This is a genomic window from Lysinibacillus sp. KU-BSD001 (genome assembly GCF_042920265.1).
In the GTDB taxonomy this organism is placed as follows: Bacteria; Bacillota; Bacilli; order Bacillales_A; family Planococcaceae; genus Lysinibacillus_B.
The window spans coordinates 40,259-58,846 of sequence record NZ_JBDQZI010000002.1 but is presented as its reverse complement, the minus strand read 5'-3'; the positions used below and the strand labels follow the sequence as shown (position 1 = coordinate 58,846).

Annotated in this window: 12 protein-coding genes; 10 read left to right on the top strand and 2 right to left on the bottom strand. The window is 37.8% G+C overall.

Annotated elements, in window-relative coordinates; all coding sequences use genetic code 11:
* The first annotated feature begins 100 nt into the window (after positions 1 to 100).
* The 4 genes from AAGS61_RS03630 to AAGS61_RS03615 all read left to right on the top strand — a co-directional run bounded on the left by AAGS61_RS03630 (position 101) and on the right by AAGS61_RS03615 (position 5,396).
* Positions 101 to 397: a hypothetical protein gene (locus AAGS61_RS03630; RefSeq protein WP_391367460.1), complete on the top strand. Its 297-nt coding sequence runs from the start codon at positions 101 to 103 to the stop codon at positions 395 to 397.
* Positions 398 to 630: 233 nt separating this feature from the next.
* Complete coding sequence (locus AAGS61_RS03625) at positions 631 to 990, top strand: S-layer homology domain-containing protein (protein WP_391367457.1); 360 nt, start codon at positions 631 to 633, stop codon at positions 988 to 990.
* A 317-nt stretch (positions 991 to 1,307) separates the two neighbouring features.
* The gene (locus tag AAGS61_RS03620) at positions 1,308 to 2,480 is read left to right on the top strand and encodes a polysaccharide deacetylase family protein (RefSeq protein WP_391367454.1); all 1,173 of its coding nucleotides are present in this window, start codon (positions 1,308 to 1,310) and stop codon (positions 2,478 to 2,480) included.
* A 153-nt stretch (positions 2,481 to 2,633) separates the two neighbouring features.
* Complete coding sequence (locus tag AAGS61_RS03615; protein WP_391367451.1) at positions 2,634 to 5,396, top strand: S-layer homology domain-containing protein; 2,763 nt, start codon at positions 2,634 to 2,636, stop codon at positions 5,394 to 5,396.
* 38 nt (positions 5,397 to 5,434) lie between these two features.
* Here the strand turns inward: AAGS61_RS03615 and AAGS61_RS03610 are convergent, their stop codons facing one another.
* Positions 5,435 to 6,862: an HlyD family secretion protein gene (locus AAGS61_RS03610; RefSeq protein WP_391367449.1), complete on the bottom strand. Its 1,428-nt coding sequence runs from the start codon at positions 6,860 to 6,862 to the stop codon at positions 5,435 to 5,437.
* A gap of 2 nt (positions 6,863 to 6,864) precedes the next feature.
* The gene (locus AAGS61_RS03605) at positions 6,865 to 7,551 is read right to left on the bottom strand and encodes an amino acid transporter (protein WP_391367446.1); all 687 of its coding nucleotides are present in this window, start codon (positions 7,549 to 7,551) and stop codon (positions 6,865 to 6,867) included.
* A gap of 238 nt (positions 7,552 to 7,789) precedes the next feature.
* Here AAGS61_RS03605 and AAGS61_RS03600 point away from each other — a divergent pair, with 238 nt between their 5' ends.
* The 6 genes from AAGS61_RS03600 to AAGS61_RS03575 all read left to right on the top strand — a co-directional run bounded on the left by AAGS61_RS03600 (position 7,790) and on the right by AAGS61_RS03575 (position 18,485).
* Entirely contained in the window at positions 7,790 to 8,449 is a 660-nt protein-coding gene (locus AAGS61_RS03600; protein WP_391367443.1) for an S-layer homology domain-containing protein, read from the top strand.
* Positions 8,450 to 8,630: 181 nt separating this feature from the next.
* The gene (locus tag AAGS61_RS03595) at positions 8,631 to 12,896 is read left to right on the top strand and encodes a hypothetical protein (RefSeq protein WP_391367440.1); all 4,266 of its coding nucleotides are present in this window, start codon (positions 8,631 to 8,633) and stop codon (positions 12,894 to 12,896) included.
* A gap of 227 nt (positions 12,897 to 13,123) precedes the next feature.
* Positions 13,124 to 14,185 carry an S-layer homology domain-containing protein gene (locus tag AAGS61_RS03590; protein ID WP_391367437.1) on the top strand — a complete coding sequence of 354 codons (1,062 nt, stop codon included), beginning with the start codon at positions 13,124 to 13,126 and terminating at the stop codon, positions 14,183 to 14,185.
* Between the two features lie 223 nt (positions 14,186 to 14,408).
* Positions 14,409 to 15,335, top strand: a complete 927-nt coding sequence (locus AAGS61_RS03585; protein WP_391368316.1) for an NlpC/P60 family protein — start codon at positions 14,409 to 14,411, stop codon at positions 15,333 to 15,335.
* Between the two features lie 367 nt (positions 15,336 to 15,702).
* Positions 15,703 to 17,403, top strand: coding sequence for an N-acetylmuramoyl-L-alanine amidase (locus AAGS61_RS03580; RefSeq protein ID WP_391367435.1), 1,701 nt, complete (start codon positions 15,703 to 15,705; stop codon positions 17,401 to 17,403).
* Between the two features lie 293 nt (positions 17,404 to 17,696).
* A complete protein-coding gene (locus AAGS61_RS03575; RefSeq protein WP_391367433.1) occupies positions 17,697 to 18,485 on the top strand; it encodes a nuclease-related domain-containing protein in 789 nt (262 codons plus the stop codon).
* Positions 18,486 to 18,588: the final 103 nt, after the last annotated feature.

The window sequence follows — 18,588 nt, the reverse complement described above, 5'->3', positions numbered from 1 at the left end:
ACTATTTTAGAAAGAGAGGTTGATTATCCGAAAAAAAATTTATAAAACCCTATCAGTTTTTGGAATCTTACTATTATTCTCACAAACTCTTTTCGGGAGTTTGCCAGTATTCGCAATGACAAACAGTAACACGACATCAGCGCTGACGATTACGATGGTGACTAACGGACAGCTGTATAGTGAAGGTGACATCGCAACAAGTCCTGTCACAATTCAAGTAGCAACATCACCTGACAGTGCAAGTATACAAGTGGAGATTTCGCAAGATCTTGGTGCAACGTGGCAAACATTTGATGCAGCTATGCCACTTATATTACAAGACGTAGGAGATTATGATATTTGGTTTAAGGCAACAGATGCAATAGGTCAAATAGCCATCGAAAAACGTCGTATTTAAATCACGCCAGTCGCGGCATTCCTATTGACAAAGACAACTAGTGTTACAACACCTGCCAGTGCCGTTATTTATGTAAATGAAACAGCACAAGCTGGGGGGACGGAACGAGCTCGGTAACTGCTTATCAAGACTTACAGACGGCATTAACCGCTGTAATAGCAGGACAAGAAATTTGGATTGCGAAAGGAACTTATAAACCAACGGCAGGAACAAATCGAAATGCTTCCTTTCAAATGAAAAATGGTGTGGCGATTTATGGTGGTTTTAATGGGATAGAAACCACACTAGCTGAACGAGATTATAAGGCAAATGAAACGATTTTAAGTGGGGATATTGGTGCAAACGGTGCATTTAAATCAAACGCACCGATGACCCGTGCACAAATGGCAAAAGTCATTGTGCTAGCTTTTGGTTTAACACCAGGTGGAACGAGCACATTTAATGATGTGCCCCGGACACATTGGAGCTATGACTATATCGCGGCACTAGAAAATGTCGGAATTTCTTTAGGCGATAACGGTAATTTTAAACCAGATGAACCTGTTACACGGGCACAATTTGTTGCATTTATGTATGGCGCCATGAATGGATGAAATAAGGTGTTTGTTCGAAAGAAAAATCAGGTTCTTGGTAAATAGGAGTATGAGATTTTCACTAACAATATATTTAGTCTAGTTTTTATTAATTGCTAAAGTAGTGTTACGAAAATATAGTAAAGTCTATTTGATAAAATTGAAGTACAGAGCGAAAAACCCTCTCGTAGTTTATTTAAACAATAATTACGGTATGTGGGTTTTCGTTTTTTTATGGCTGTTTATAATCTTTTATTGCTATAGCGTTAATCGTAATTTACAGTAATATACAAAATGTATGATAGAATAATCTCGATTAAACAATAGGGGGGAGTATCTTGAAAAAAATCTTATTTCTTTCTTTATTTTTTTATGTATGGACCACACAGCAGCTAGTTTCATATGCAATCAATATAGATGAAGGGCAATCAAATGTGTTCTATGTAAAAACAAATTCTGCGCCTGTTTATGATGAGAGTGGAGCAGTGTTAGGTGTGATACATAAAAATCAAGCATATTTTTATATGGTTAAAACAGAAACTTGCTATTACATAGAAGTAGAAAATCATCTAGGATGTGTATCGACAGCTTCCGTGGTAGAGGGAAGCACAACGTTTGTTGAAGAGAAATTAGAGCGTACTGGGGAGATGATTTACACAACAGATTTCACACAATTGACGGATCTAGATGGACATGTTCTTTATACATCCCAACCAAATCGACGCCATTATGCAGTAGCTGAAGATGATACCTATTATTATGTAAAATTAGCAGGTCGTACGGCGTTACTGCAAAAAGTAAATACGGCGCTTGATAAAGGGATTCCGGTGTTGATGTACCATCATATTGTCGGACCTCATGATGGTCGACAGAGTTTGACATCGGCGATGATTACAGAGGCGCAGTTTGCCTCCAATGTGCGTGCACTGCAAGAAGTAGGGGCGCAAGCTATTACGATGGACGAGTTACACGCCTTTTTGCAGGGAGAGAAAAACCTTGGGAAAAATGCAGTTGTCATCACATTTGATGATGGATTAAAGTCAAATATCGTATACGCCTATCCACTGCTACAGCAAGCGAAAATGAAGGCGACGAATTTTGTCATTACATCTCGTGTCCCGACGACGACTCAACCGTTTGACCCACACAAGCTACAGTCGATTTCGCAAGAAGAGATAGCTTGGTCAACGGATGTTTTCAACTACGAGGGGCATACCCACCAGTTGCATAGCCAAGAAGAGGGGAGTTCACTTGTTGTACTACAAAGTCGTAAATCATTGAAGGACGATTTACTGATAAGTCAATCGATTGTACCGCAACACTATTTTGCATATCCATTTGGCCAGTTTAATGAGGCAACAAAGCAGATTTTAACTGAAACAGGGTACCGACTAGCATTTACAACAAAACACGGTTATGTCAAATACGGCGATAATTCGTATGAGTTAAAGCGGATTGCCATTGAACCAACAACGACGGAAGAGCAGTTTAGGCAATATATCTCATATTAAATTATCACTCTACTATTAGAAGGAATAGTAGAGTTTTTAGTATTATGAAAAATGAAGATACTGCTGCTTCAATTAAAAAAAGCTACGTTCTATCCGATATTTAACACAGAAGAGTGTAAATGGTTTTTATAAATAAGTTGAGGAGGAAATTGGATGAATCGAAAAAACCGTTCCTATCAAATGCTTTCAACTGTTATGGCTTTAACAATTGCAACGACAGCAGTAGCTCCAGTTGCTAATGCGGCACATTTTACGGATATAAAGGGTTATAAATATGAAAATGAAATTTATAGTCTTGTATCTAAAGGGATTGTAAAAGGGTATCCAGATCGTACATATAAGCCTAATAAGACATTAACAAGATCAGATGTTATTAAATTATTAGGGAAATACTTAACATCAAAGGGGTATCGAGTACCAACTGATTATAACAGTAAAATGCGTTTTCGCGATTTAACTTCAAGTTCGGATGAAGAACTATTAAAATATGCAGCAGTTGTTTATGACAATCGTATTTTTGTAGGAGCGAATGGTTATTTAAATGCTAACAATAGTATGACATTAGAACAATTAGCGATTGTGTTAGTAAGAGCGAAATCAATGCTAGATAATTATGATTATATTCGTTATGTAGAAACTCAAATGTATATGCAAGAATATTTAGATATTGAAAAAGCAACAGCAGAGGCGCAACGTTCGATTAATGTATTAGACTATTATGATATATCAACCGATGACCATTTTCGTCCGAAATCTAAAGCGACACGTGGTGAGTTTGCAGGCTTGCTATATGGCATTTTAAATGTAAAATCGCCAGATAAAACAAGCGGAAAAGCGACGGTCACAGCAGTAAATGTCTTATCTGAAACGGATTTAGACGTCACGTTATCAAATGGTAAAACATATCGAGTTCAATTAGATGAACCACTTCCGGAAAATACAAAGGTAGATGCTACATTTGAAATCAATGGTGTAAGCTATACATATAAAGTGGAATATATAGTGGATACATTGAAAATCATGAATGTTGAAAGTGTTAATGAAGGACAGATTGTCATTCACTTTAGTGAACCAGTTGAGCTCGAGACAATGAGTAAAAATACGGAGTTAATGAAATACTTTAAACTGGAAAAGGTAGATGAATTAGGGGAAAATAAGTCAAATGTTTTACTAAGCAGGGGTGAGCTCAGTAAAGACGGTCGCTCATATACATTAACGATTAATTCTTTAACCATTGAGCCAAGTTATCGTCTGCGTGTGTTCAATATATATTCAAGTCAAGGGCGTAAATTGTCTACTTATAATGAAGTAATTCATCTTAACGGCGATACAACCCCTCCTGCTATTCAATCTGTAGAGCAAATTAGTAAAAATCGCTCTAAAGTTATGTTTACAGAGCCCGTGAGAAATTATACTGCTCGATTTAAGTTAGCGGATGGTTCTGTCGTAACAGGCATTACTTCTTCTGTTAAGGGCAACGCAATTACGTATAATCTAGAAAAGGCAAGGGCTAATGGGGAATTAGTTCCGGATGGTAGTGAGATTACAGTTACATATAATGGGATTCGAGATGTATCTGGGAATGTCTCAAAGCCTTATGTACTAACGGCGAAGATTGTGAAAGGCGAGAGCTCTAGTCTGCAAGTAATAGCCGTTCAGCAAATGAGTGAAAGGAAATTTAGCATCACATTTAACCACACGTTATGGTCATTAGCGCCAAGTGATTTATTAGTGACAGCTGGAGGAACAGGTTTTTTTGTTCAAAGTGTAGAGCATGACGGATATAGTAAGACCTATATTGTCACGGTTAATAGTCCTTTGTCTGGTGATGTGACAATTAGTACGGCGCCTAATCGCTATGTAACGGATGAAGAAACGTGGGAAGATGTGACATTTTCCGTGACACATAATTTTGATACACAAACAGCTAGTGCAAAAATAATGAACTCCGAAGTCTTACGTGACAATAATTTAGAGTATTTATTTATTGAATTCGATCGAAATGTCATCGTAAGTGAAAATACGACAACTTCTATTTCAGGTACCTATAGCGCAAACGGTCGAAAACAACCAATCGAAAAGCAGGATGTAAAGGTGTATAGCGTGTATGGAAAGCCGCAAATGGTGAAGGTACCATTACGAGAGCTGCTTAAACATACTGATATTGAAAATACAACATATGACGTAACGATGAGTTTTAAAAACTTGATGGGGCAGTATGGAGGCACTTTAGCTAATAGTGAAGTTTCCTTTACACGTGGCAAGGACTATTCGTTCAACGGAGATAAACTACAAGTAGTTGCGGTAAAGACGTCATTAACAGATAGTTCCATCAAAGATCCAAGTATTATTACAATTGATTTTAATTATCCAGTGGATGAGGCAGTTGCTTCTAATTTAGAGAATTATGAAATTAGGGGATATAATCTTGGGCAAGTACAAGTAAACCCGTCAAATTCAAAGCAAGTCATTTTAAAAATTGAAAGTCAATGGAGTTACTCAGTAACACCTTATCTTTATATTACGGATTTACGTGCGGAAAACTCCTTTGAAGAAATGGATTCTTATTACGAATTGATTAGTTTACCGCCAGTTGTGGCGCCGGGACAAAGCTATTGGAATCCAAGTTTATCTGTAAAAAGTTCCCGTGAGGTTGTATTAACATTTGGACAAGCCATTACAATACCAGATGAAGATGCATTCTTTGTTACAGATTCATCAGGGACATCCTACAGTGCGAAGGCATCCATTGATCCGAACAATTCGAAAAATGTTATTTTAACATTAGATAAAACGATGCCTCGTTACACAACGATGACAGTAGAGTTAAAAGGTAATCGGATACTACGAGATGTGTATAATAATCCAGGGAGATTTGACCCTAAAACGGTCTATGTACCGTATTACTATTATTAAAAAGAAAACGGGCTTGCCGACTGGCGAGCCCATTTTACTTATGGTTGCGCGATAAACTTGACGATATCTCTCCATGTGACTTCGCCGACTTTTTCCCATTTATATGTTTGGAGTGGGTAAGGGCGGAAGGTAGGGGCATAAATATTACGTGCCGTTCCATCGAGTAAAATTGTATTTTCATCGAGTAACCCTGTAAATACAGTCACGTCGTATAGTTCCTCATCGATGTCTTCTTCTTTTTCTGTACCGAAATCTACGGTCTGGATAGCGGGCACTTTTTCTGTTTCTTCTTCGGTGATCTTTTCCTCTGGCATTTCCTCTTCAGGAATGACTTCTTCTACAGGTGCATCGACTTGACCGAGCTTAGTGAAGGCAACGTCTACAGGTGTTAGACGTGTTCGACCATCATAGCCAAGTGTATAAATATGTGTATTACCGATATCAGGTACTTCGTAGTGAATGATCCAGTCAGAGTGGACTTTAAAACTACTAAATACTTCATCCGTTGTAATCGTTACAGCTACTTTTTCACCGTATGGATAGTCCGCTAGTAGATCAGTTGGCTGAATTTGAACTTCGTACAGTGTTTTAGCAGGGTCCACTTTTTCATACTTTAACAGTTCTTGATACCACATCGACTCCTTAGCAGGAATCGCTTGTTTTTCTGTGACGATGCCTTCCACCGTGGATTCATCTTCTTCCCCAGCGCGAACGATGATTTCAGCGCGTTGTCCGGCTTCGACACGTTGCCATTGCGTTTCGTCAATGTATGTGGCGACACTTTTACTTGATGGATAAATAACGAATGTAATTGTATCACCGTCTTGCTGAATGTCCCCTACGATACCATCAACGGGTGTTGCTAAAGTTTGATATGAAATTAGCTGTGTGAGCAAGGAATCTGTAATGTCAAGCTGCCGTTCAATTTCCGCGATATGACGACGAATCATCGCTTTTCCTTCGGCGGTCGGTGTATTTTGTTCGATGCCGAGTTCTAGCGAGAGATTTAAATTCCAAATATTCGAGTCTCCGATTGTTGTACTATCTGTTGCGGTAGACGGACGAGCGCTCGACGATTCACGCTCAAGGGCAGACAAAATTTGTTCGAGCTCCGTTAATTCGGTTTCATAGGCTTTGCGTTCGATTTCTAATCTTTTTCGTTCTTGCTCAACTGCATCCGATTTGTAGGAAGCAAGCTCTTGTTGCATCGTGACAGCATCACCACGCTTTACGAGCACCTTGTCAATCGCTTGCACGGGTGCAGCAAGGCGCATTTCATTGCTTGTAGCGAGAATGCCTTCTTTATCGAGTTCCTTTGTATGCACACCACTAACGGCATACTGCATGTCACCGATATAATACGATTTTGGAATGACGTCGTTGTTTTTTAGCAAAAGGTAGCCATTGATTCCGACGAAAATAATCGTAATGACTCCCCATAGTTTCAATTTTGTTGCTTTAGCCATTATTAGCTTACACCTCCTTCAATCCATTTGAGAATAGGAAGTATACTAATAGCTCCGACTAGTAATGCTAGTCCAATTTGAACAAAGATCAGCTTTGCTAGCAGTATTTTTTTACTTTCTTCTTCCCATTGTGAGAGGAATGTGTATTGGATGATAATAGTTACGACTGTCGCGACCGTTAGTTGATTTAAAAAGTAGAGTACATACTCATCTTGATAGAAATAGGCCGTGATCGGTGCTAGTGAGAAAAAGGTGAATGGTGTCGTAAACCCAACAATGGCGAATACGAGGAACGTAATGGCCTTTTCTAGCACGATAAAGGTCATCACATACAGTTGAACTTTCTGAATCCATTTAAAAGGTAAATCAGTGAGTAAGTGCAACACATATGTAAGGACATAGTAATGGAAAATAAAGAAGGCAATGGCCCATAAAACGGCACCGCCTAAAGAAATTAAGCGGGCAAACATATATCTGTCGTCAAGCCCATTTGCAAGAAGGGCCGTTAAGCTTTCTGTATGCATCCCCCATAAATTCCGTATCGCAAAAAATAAAAGCGTCGTAAAAAATAGCAGCCATAGCGCTTTTTTATAGCCGCGAATTTTTTCGTATTCCTCTTCATGTTCCAGCATATGTGTTAGGGAAGATGGATGAAATAACAGATGCCAAAACTTATAGTGAAATACCATGTAAGTCACCCTTTCGTTGTCATAAATTCTCTCTATTAAACTATCATTAAACGAAGTCAATATAAGTATAATAAAGGAAAAATAGGATTTTTGATAATGAAAAAGGTTGTATTTTTCATTTTGTTTATAATGTTTCCTATCAGTGTAAGGGTTTTTCTAGCTAAGTTGACTTATATCATGTTTCGTATTTTTCATGTACAATTGGAATAGATTTTAAAAATTAGGAGGCTATAACGATATGAAATCTCCGTATTGTAAATATGTGTTAGCGGCGACACTGGCGGCAACGACTGTAGCATATGTGGCACAGGTTCCAGCAAACGCAGCAGTGCCATTCACTGATTTAAAAAATGTAGGAGACCATTATACAGCGATCGAGGAATTATACAATTCAAGTATTATTACAGGGCGTACAGCGACAACATTTGCACCGTATGAAGCGGCAACGCGAGCAGAGTTAGCATTGTTTATAGCTAATGCGCTCCATTTAGATACTAAAAATGTAAAAGATCCTGGCTTTACAGATGTACCAAAAAATAGTACATATTACGGGGCGATTGCAGCTTTATATAACGAAGGCATTATTGGTGGTTATAAAGATCAAACTTTTAAGCCGAATGACCCTGTCAAACGTTCACAAGTAGCGAAAATGCTTGTGCTTGCTTTTGACTTAGAATTAGCCAATACAACGACAACGAAATTTACAGATGTCAATAGTATTGCAGATGTAAATACTCGTCGTTATATTCAAACGCTTGTACAGTATAATATTACAAAAGGGACAAGCGCTACGACATTTAGCCCGAGTGATTCTGTGAAGCGTGCACAACTTGCAACATTTTTAAAGCGTGCCATGGATTATACACAATCAGACTTTGATATCATAAACGTTGAATAAACTATATAAAACTACTCTTTTCACTAGTTGAGAAAGGGTGGTTTTTTATTTTTTTAAATAATAATCTGTCATTTTGGACAATTTCTTATTTATGCATAAAGAATCTTACTATTTTGCCGATAGTAGGTTTAGAATAATGTAGAAAATTATGGGATATTTATATAGAGAAAGGATGACTTTCATGAAGAAAACAGTAAAAGCAGGTGTACTCACGGGGCTAATTCTGGCACCAGCAGCAGTTGTAAGTGCCAATGAAACGGATGTAGTGATGGACGGAGAACAACTAGCGCCGATTGTAACGGAAGATACTAGCGCGGTGGCTGTGCCTTATAATACGGTTGCAGATTTAGATGTAACAAAATTACGTTTAGAAGAAATTTTTAATCTAAATGAAAAAAGCTCAATCGCGAATTTTCAGGCATATCGTGACTTAGTTGATAGTCTACTACCAGACGACCCTAATACACCGGAGAAAGAATATAAAAATGATCGAGAATTATTATTAGCAAAATTAGATTTTTTAGAACAACTGCAAGGCTTAAAAAGTCGTGCAAATAGTTTAACAAATGAAATCAATCTACTCAAAACGACGCACCCAACATTGTTTAATACAGTTCCAGGATTAGAAGTAGAATACGCAGCCATTGCACGAGATTTTAAAACAATTCGTGAAGAACTGGATAGTGTTATTACTAAATATGAAGGGAATGATTATGATTTAAATGTAGAGTATGGAGGGGCATTTGAAACAAAAGCATTAGGTGGCATGGCAAGTTATCTAGCAACAATTGAAGATTTTGAAAAAGAATTTATAAAAAATATCGCCACATTAAAGACATTTATCGAAAATATTAAAAAGCCAGAAGCGTTTATTTATGGGGGCGAAGTCATCTTAGTAGATGTTAATGGTGATATAATATTAGATAATGTTACTGGAGAGCCTGTAACCGAAATTGTCCACGGCTATATCACTGACATTATCTTATACGATGTACTGGATGCATCAGCTGCTGCTACTTTTAAACAAGTAGTAGAAGAGGCTACTAGTTACTACACTGAAAAAATGACACCAAATGAGAAAAAGATTGCTGATTCTCATGTGCTAAACGATGGTCGAACGGTAGCAACTGTGATGAAGCAAGCTAATGATGATTTAACGGCAGCAAATAAAGTAGCGGATTTAATTACGGGTATTCAGTCTGTTACAGCAGTCGATTATAAAAGCAAGGTAGGGAAAATTGTAGCTGATTATGAAAAGCTCAATGTTCGTGCAAAAATGCTTGTGCTTGATTATGAGACAAAAGTGGCGAATCAAGTAGATGCTAATGGCAGAAATACAGGGTACAAAGACGGATTAGACTTCATTGTTTTAGTCGATGCGTTAAAACCAAACGCTACAGATGAATATCGCACGGCTTTAGAAGTAGCGGAAAAAGCCGCTAGTGATTTAGCAACAGACCTACAGAATTTATTATCAAGCTATAATGATAAATTGACAGCATATCGTACAGATGTGACAGCTGTTGAATTAGTAGAAAATCAGATTGAGGCATTAACTACAGCATCTAATGTTACTTCTACAGATATTGAAAATGCTCGACAAGCGTATGATGCCCTTACTTCCAATCAAAAGAAAATTGTCAATAACTACAAAGAGTTGCAAGATTGGGAGAAGTCCGGCAAAACGACAATTAAGCTAAGTGATCAAATCGATGCTATCACTATCGAAAATAAAAAGACATTTGCAACGAAAGTCGATGCACTCAATAAATCGTATGCCAAGTTAAGCGTTGGTGAACAATCACTAGTCGCAAGTGGCCCTCGTCTAAAGTATTTAATGCCTTTTGCAACGGTAACAGGTAGTTATTATAACTTAAAAACTACAGCGGAGAGTTATAAAGCAGACGTTTTTACGTTGCATGCTACATTAACGGCAACAACAGGGGAGCTTGTAGATATTTTAGGAGCACCTACAACAAATGCTGATGATAAGACAGCGTTGCAAAAATTGAAAGACGAGTTAACTGCATCTGTTATAACTTTAAAAGCTCAATTAGATAGCGCGGCTACTGTTATTCAAAATATTGAGGATGCCAACAATGAAACGAATAAAGTAGAGCAGCTAAAATTAATCCAAAAAGCGCGCGATGCATATAATGTTTTGCCAAAAGAAGAGCAAAGACTTGTTACAAACTTAAAAATATTAACAGAGCTTGAAAAAGTAGTCAAGCAGCCAGCAGATACGACGAAAAAAATTGAGGCGGTTGATCCAGAGAATATTAGCAAGTTCCCTTCCACTGCCAAAACAGCAATTACGGCATTTGAGAAGCTAACAGCAACGCAAAAATCGTATATTTCTGATGAAAATCAAAAACGGATTGAAGATTTTAAAGTGTACTTAGCATTTGTAGAGCAAATAAAAGCGTTAAAACCAAGTGCTGCTGGATTTCAAGAGGCATATACAAAAGCGCAGGCAGAATTTGATAAGCTAAGTGTTGCTTCTGCTTGGACATCTTCGTTGGCTCCGAAAATTGCTGATGCAGTAAAGACGTACCAAACTACATTGACAACACATAACGATTCTATTACGAATGGTAATGAGTTAGTAAATCGTATTGATAAGCTTGGTTTATTAACAGGTCAAGCATTTTTAAATGAAGCAGAAGCAATTGAAGCAATCTACGCTTCTTTATCGGCCGATGCGAAAAAGCAAGTAACAAATTACAAACACTTCCAAACGCTGAAAAAAGACGGTACAGCAGCGTTAAAAGTAGTCGATTTAATCAATGACCCCATTATTAGGGGTATAGATGTAGCGAATAGTGGTTATGCGAAAAAGGTGGAAGCGGCGATCAAAGCATATGATAAGCTAACATCGCGTCAAAAATCATATGTTTACAACTATGATAGTAGTTTAAAGCCATACTTAAAAGTATATGAAATTGTCACAGCGATTAATAACTTAAAACCAAGTGACAAAACCTATATAGAGGATGTCGCGTCGATTCGTTTGCAGTATGATCGACTTTCGACAGTAGAACAAAGCTATCTGGCACCGATTTTACACAAAATCGAAGGGGCAGAAACAGGGTTAGTCACTGTCAATGAAGTGATGGATCTGATTGATGCCGCACGTCCAGGCGTGGAAAATTACGTACAAAAGTTAATGGAGGCTCGCGAAGCGTACGATAAGTTGGCACGCATCAATTCATCTTATCAAAAGCTTGTGTTAAATTATAAAACGTTACAAGAGCGTGAAAATGCGTTAAAACCTGTAACAGCAGCCATTCATCAAATCGAAGAGTTAAAAGCGATGATGATACGTCCATTTAATAATGCACGAGATTTCGTCAAGAAATATAACGATGCAGTGAAAGCATACGAAAAAATTCCGTATGAAAGCCGTGAACTCGTCTATAATCGTGACGCGTTGCTTTCGACAATCTATCCAGTAGCTCAAACAATGGAAGCCATCGCCAATATTAAATCATCTAGTAAAACCTTTGGGGAAGATGTCAAGAAAGCGCGTGAATTATATAATGCATTATCGAATGAAGACAAAGCATTGGTGACAAACTATAGTGACTTATTGGCATTTGAAAATACAGTGAGCGGCGGTTCAGCAGTGGATGAGCTGATTCGTGCGATTCCATCTAAATCGCCGTCTCAGTATATGCAAGCGATTAAAGATGCAAGAGCGGCTTATGATGCTTTAACAGCGAACGAGAAGAAAGCTGTCACGCTTTATAAAGAGTTACAAAACTATGAAAAAGGCGTGAAAAATGTATTAGTTGCTATTGATGCTATCGATAATTTACAATTTGCTAGTAATCTTATATCAGCTTATGATAAGGCAATGAAAGCATTAGATAAATTAACAGCAGAGCAACGTCAAATGGTACCGAATATGAGTAAGCTACAAAATGTTGCGCCGGCGATTGAAGTGTATAAAATGATTCAAGCACTGAAGCCATCGAGTGCAAACTATATTGGTAGTGTACAAGCTGCTTATGCCGCTTACAATATGCTATCGAGCAGTGAAAAGCAGTATGTGACAAACTTTGCACAGTTGCAAGAGGCGAAAAACAATATCGATAAAGTACAAGAGGTCATCTCAAAAATTAGTAGTATTTCATCTTCTTCTCGTGATTATAGTAAGCTAGTAGAGGAAGCGTTAGCACTATACAATTCCTTGCCTTCCGCATACCGTAAGCTTGTCACGAACTATGATATATTGCAAAATGCACAAAAAGAATCGGGCGCAGTAGATCAAGTACGTTCATTAATTGCTGAAATTAATCCGAATGCAAGTAATTTTGAATCGAAAGTGAAGTCTGCGCGTTCGGCTTATGATCGATTAACGACGCAACAAAAACGCCTTGTCTCAAACTATTTCATGTTAGAGGATTATGAAGAGCAATTAAACGATTCATCTTTCTTCTTCTAAAGTTCTTTTGTTCTCATTGTAATAGTAGTACTATAGGAAATAGAATTCGCCTTTCATTTGAATGAAGGGCGAGTTTTATCGTTGTTAAGGAAATTATAAAATTTCGCATTGTGGATAACGGTTGTGGAAAAGAGCCTGTATGTCTAGGCGAAAGCGCGATACCGATGTAATACTCGGGCTTCGGCATGCGCGTTCGCACTTTTGTTCTTAGAGGAGAAGATAAAAAATTGCGCAAACAATGGATAGGGATTCTTGCTTTTTTAGTGATGTGGCAACTCGTAGTTCCACCGATGTCATTTGCGGAACGAAATGCGTTAGTCGATGTGAAGTCTACTTACTGGGCCGCACCATCGATTCATGAAATGGTCGCAAGTGGTTATATGAATGCTTATGAGGACGGAACATTTAAGCCAAACCAACCAATAACACGTGGTGAAGTTGCTGAAACGCTTGTGAAAGCACTAAAGCTCCCACTGGATGGATCGATTCAATTACAAGCAAAAGACATGCCAACGACACACCCTCAGTACGATATGTTCCAAAAATTAGTGGAGCTACATGTTGTTGATCATCGGCAACAATTGAATCCGGACAAGTTTGTCACACGTGGGCAAATGGCTAAAATGATAGCCCAAGCATTTGGCATCGCGGTCGATGAAAGCAATGAGGCGACATTTCTTGATACGAAAAAAGGTTGTTGGGCCAAGCATTATATTGAATCATTGGCGGATGTTGGTGTTATAACAGGAAAGCCAAACATGAAATATGAGCCGTATGCCCAGGTGACACGTGCCCAAATGGCTGTGCTGATAACACGTGCTCTCGATTTTAAAGCCCAAATGGACAAGTTAGAAGTGGCTTATGATTATTTAGGAAAGCGATATATTACAACGGTTTTAGAAAATGAAGCACAGGGCACTGAAATTGTTCGTTTAGTTAACGAAGAACGTGAGAAAAACGGTCTTTCTTCATTAATACAAGATCCGTATTTAAACCAACTTGCAACCATTAAAGTACAGGATATGTTTGAATACGGTTATTTCGACCATCAATCTCCGTACTACGGGCATTCTTGGGACATGGCGACATTGTATGACTATGAATTTTTAAGTTTTGGTGAAAATATTGCACGCTTTTTCATAAAACCGGAAGAGGTCATGGTAGCATGGATGGCATCCGAGTCACATCGTGAAAATATTTTAAAGCCCAACTATACTCATATTGGGGTGGCAGTAAAAAAAGACGATAATGGAAAATATTACTTTATCCAACTTTTTTCGACGAAATAATATGCCAAATTATAGTGCGTAACATTACAGAGATATTACGGTTGAGTAATGCGAATTTATAAAATCGCTTATAAAAGCGCTAGATTACTAGCTTTCGCTAGAAATTTAGTGCTTTTTGATTTTCATCTAACTGTTACAAAAGTGAAAAATTATTACATGGTAATCTGTGTTAGTCTTGAAGTAGGCAAAAGAACCAACAATTTGAAGGGAGTATCAAATACTTATCATGAAGAGATGGTTATTGCCAGTTTTTGCATCGTTTATGATTTTTGCAGGAGCTGGAACAGACAGCGCAGAGGCAGCAACACCAAAAGAATTAACAGCTACAGCTTATAAATATATTGGCGTTCCATATGTATATGGAGGCACAACAACAAGTGGTTTAGATTGTTCAGGATTTACACGCTTAGTATTTAACCAACTAGGTATTTCTATTAACCGTACATCGTCAGCACAGTATTCACAAGGGACAGCCGTTTCAAAAAGCGATTTACAAGTAGGCGACCTTGTATTTTATAATACATCTGGTAGAGGTGTATCGCATGTAGGCATTTATGTTGGGAATAACAAGTTTATCCATTCTGGTACAAGCACAGGTGTAACAGTGGCAAGCATGAGTACTTCCTACTGGGCAACACGCTATGTTGGCGCAAAACGTATTGCGACATTTACAGAAGAAGCTGTTCAACAAACAACAGAGCAAGTAAAAGATGCATCAATTGATTTTACCGTATATGCATCACGTGGTGAAGTGGCACTTCAATTAGCACAAGTTTTAGGTGTCAATACATCCAATACAAACTCGCCTTTTGTAGATGTCAAATCAGATTCAAAATATGCAGGTGCAACAACGGCACTTTATAATTTAGGTGTATTTACTGGTGACGCAAACGGTAAATTCAATGCAGGATCACCACTTACTCGCTCACAAATGGCAAAAGTCTTAGTTGAGGCATTCAACTTAAAGATGACAAATAAAGTTGTACATTTTACAGATGTTAGTGATAAGAGCTGGGATTATGAATATATTAAAATTTTAGCTTCCAATGGTGTTACAATTGGACAAGGTGATGGTACATATGGTGGATCTAGCTATGTCACATTGAAGCAATTACATACATTTATTGAACGCGCAAGCAATTTAAATTAGGTTGTCTACTTTTGTAAGCATAGATGGCTACCAACCGAGCTCTTGCAAAAGTTTAACAATAGAGTGGAGAGGCTTCCGACAGGCGCCTCTCCCTTTTTTTGCAATCTGGAAAGATACGACATTATTTTGATGGAGAGCCATAATGATTTTGCTATATTTTTTCGTATACACTAACAATATAGCAAATGTAGATGTAATCGCCTGTTTTACATAGAGAGATTTTCTTGTCTATAAACCATTCTAAAAATAGAGAAAGCTATGTTTTCTTCGTGAAGTAAGGTAGAATAAGGTAGAAAAGCCATATATTTTTATCGACAAAAATCTGCTAAAATAGAGTTGTTTATAGAAAAGAAGGAGGAAAGAGACATTGTTTTTTAAGAGATTTACTTTAACTTTTATCGTTGTCATTATGTCAATGTTCAGCATACAAAGTGCGTATGCAAGTCAGCGTTTTGCTGATATTCCGACTTCTCATGAAGCTTATGAGGAAATTAATTATTTAGTGAATGAAGGCGTTATTCAAGGATATACGGAAAATGGAAAAAAGGTATTTAAACCAGGAGATAACGTAAAGAGATGGCAAGTAGCGAAAATGGTCATTAATGCTGCTGGTATTCAAGTCTCGAAACCATCTACATCATCATTTACAGATGTAAAGGTTGGATCAGAAGAGTCGATGTATGTAGAAGCAGCGGTTAAATTAGGGATTATTGCACCAACGTCAAGTACAACATTTGCTCCGCATGTACCCATTACACGAAATGAAATGGCGAAAGCATTAGCTGTAGCTTTTAAATTAGATGTAAACAAATATGCAAATTTAGCGATACCATTTAAAGATGTATCAAGTGCTAACAAATACTATAAATATATTTCGGCTATTTACTATAATGGCTATACAAAATTAACGTCTGCAGGAACATTTTTACCGAATAACAACTTAACACGTGGACAGTTTGGGTTGTTTGTAGCACGTGCGGCATCAGAAGACTATCGTTTAGACTTACCTGTACAAGGTGAGACGGTACCGAATGAAGATGAAGCAATTATGCAAGTAAAAGCAAATACGGATAATTTAAACGTCCGTTCATCGAAGGAGTTTTCGGGGACTGCCAATATTTTAGGGAAAGTAAGTAAAGGGTTCATTTTCAATGTATATGAAGTAGGCGCTGACTATTATAAAGTTGATTTTAATGGACAATATGCTTACATTTATAAAACGTATGCAGATGAAATCACGAAGCCACCTGTAGAAGGGAAGCCGGATGAAGGTGAGCCACCTGTCGTGGAAAAGCCGGAGTCAAATGCCACAACAATCGGTATTGCGACAGTGGACAATTTAAACATTCGGGCAGAAGGAAATGCGAGCTCAACTGTTTTAGGGAAAATTAATCGCGGTACAAAAGTCGATGTGCTATCGATTTCAGGTGCTTGGGTAAAAATTTCATATAACGGTACAATTGGTTATACAAGTAAAACGTATTTACGTTTAATCAATAAATCGGGTTCACCAGTGGCAGGACGTATTATTGTGATCGATCCTGGTCATGGTGGGAAAGATCCGGGTGCAGTAAGTGGCAATGCGGTGGAAAAGTCAATTGTGTTTAATACAGCGAACAAAGTAAAGCAAAAGCTAGAAGCAGCTGGTGCGATTGTAAAGATGACGCGTACAGGCGATACATATCCATCGTTAGAACAACGTGTAAAGTTTGCGAAAGATAATTACGGTGAGATTTTTGTTAGTCTTCATGCCAATGCTGCAGGTGCATCCGCACAAGGAACGGAAACATATTATAGCATTAGCGCAAACGATAATGAGAAAGAAGATTATGCGTTAGCAAAATTCATCAATGATGAAATCGTCAAAAATGCCGATATGAAAGATCGTGGTGTAAAGCGTGAGGATTATTATGTCATTCGAAACCTTTACATTCCAGCGATATTAGTAGAGTTAGGGTTTGTGACAAATAGTGAAGACAGTGCAAAGTTAACAAGTGATCAATATGTTGATATTTTTGCGCAGTCCATCTATAACGGGATTGTAAAATACTACTCGCAAACAAATTAAACATAAACGTTACCTTATTGTGTACAAGCATGATAAGGTAACGTTTTTTTATTATCTAGGAAATAAAATATGGCAAAATTCGAGTTTGGAAGATTTAGTAGGAAATTGTTGAATAAAGTCGAAGTGGTCATAGATAGATTGCGAGGGGAGGAGGAAGGGTTGATTATTATTCATCGGAGTGTATGCAAGAAAATGCAACTGTACGAGTCATTATTAAAATGAATAAATATACAAAGTGTGCAATAGCGCTTGAAGTATTGTATAAAAATGCAAGGTAAGGCTATTGTGGTGAGTTGCGTGCTGATAGGGAATGGGTAGATATGCAATTACCAAAGCGCCATTACTTATTTCATAGTTATGAAATGGTTAATCCGTTTGGCTATTCCCATCAGATAGATACGTTGTTTATAAGTAAGCATTTCGTATTAGTAATGGAAACAAAGGATATTGGTGGTCAAATTGATTTTGATGATAAGGTACGACAAATGATTCAAACAAAAGCAGGTGGGACAAAAATGGTTTATGAGAGCCCGACGAATCAGGAGTTAAGGTATCAAAGGTTGATCGAAGGAGAGTTATTGAAAATAGGTGTCAATGTTCCCGCTGTACCAGTTGTTGTGTTTACCGATCCCAAAACATGTATTGCTACATCAACACAGGAAGTAGATGTGTTTCGGTTAAGTGGTTTGCAGAGTAAAGTGAGTAGATTGTTTGAGCAGTATCCAGCTACTCTAGGAGAGGAGTTACTTGACTATGTGAAGGCGCATTTCATGGCTTGTTATCAGAAGTTGGTGCTCAAGCGGATCTGTCCAAAAGTATCAGTTCTAAAAGGCGTGGTTTGTCCCTGTTGTTGGATGCAGATGAAACATGAGCGAAAGGGGGTTCGCTGTATGCAGTGTGGGACGAAAACGACGAATGGTGTTTACGAGGCGCTACATAAGTATCAGTTGCTGTATAAGGACGGGATTACGAATCAAGAATTTCAGGATTTTTTAGGGGTGGAAAGTATTTATACCGTTAGTCGGATGTTAAGTAAATTAGGGATAGATTATATGGGAATTTCAAAAACTGAAAATATGTAATTCACACAAATATTTTAGAAATGGCAAGTAAAAAAGGGAATTAGGCAAGTAAACCTAAAAAGTAAGCTAATCAAGCGAAAACCCTCGCGCAATCGAAAAGTTG

Excerpts from the sequence above, each read along its gene's own strand:
- AAGS61_RS03615 (WP_391367451.1), top strand. The coding sequence starts at position 2,634 with ATGAATCGAAAAAACCGTTCCTATCAAATGCTTTCAACTGTTATGGCT.
- AAGS61_RS03605 (WP_391367446.1), bottom strand. The coding sequence starts at position 7,551 with ATGGTATTTCACTATAAGTTTTGGCATCTGTTATTTCATCCATCTTCC.
- AAGS61_RS03595 (WP_391367440.1), top strand. The coding sequence starts at position 8,631 with ATGAAGAAAACAGTAAAAGCAGGTGTACTCACGGGGCTAATTCTGGCA.
- AAGS61_RS03610 (WP_391367449.1), bottom strand. The coding sequence starts at position 6,862 with ATGGCTAAAGCAACAAAATTGAAACTATGGGGAGTCATTACGATTATT.
- AAGS61_RS03600 (WP_391367443.1), top strand. The coding sequence starts at position 7,790 with ATGAAATCTCCGTATTGTAAATATGTGTTAGCGGCGACACTGGCGGCA.
- AAGS61_RS03625 (WP_391367457.1), top strand. The coding sequence starts at position 631 with ATGAAAAATGGTGTGGCGATTTATGGTGGTTTTAATGGGATAGAAACC.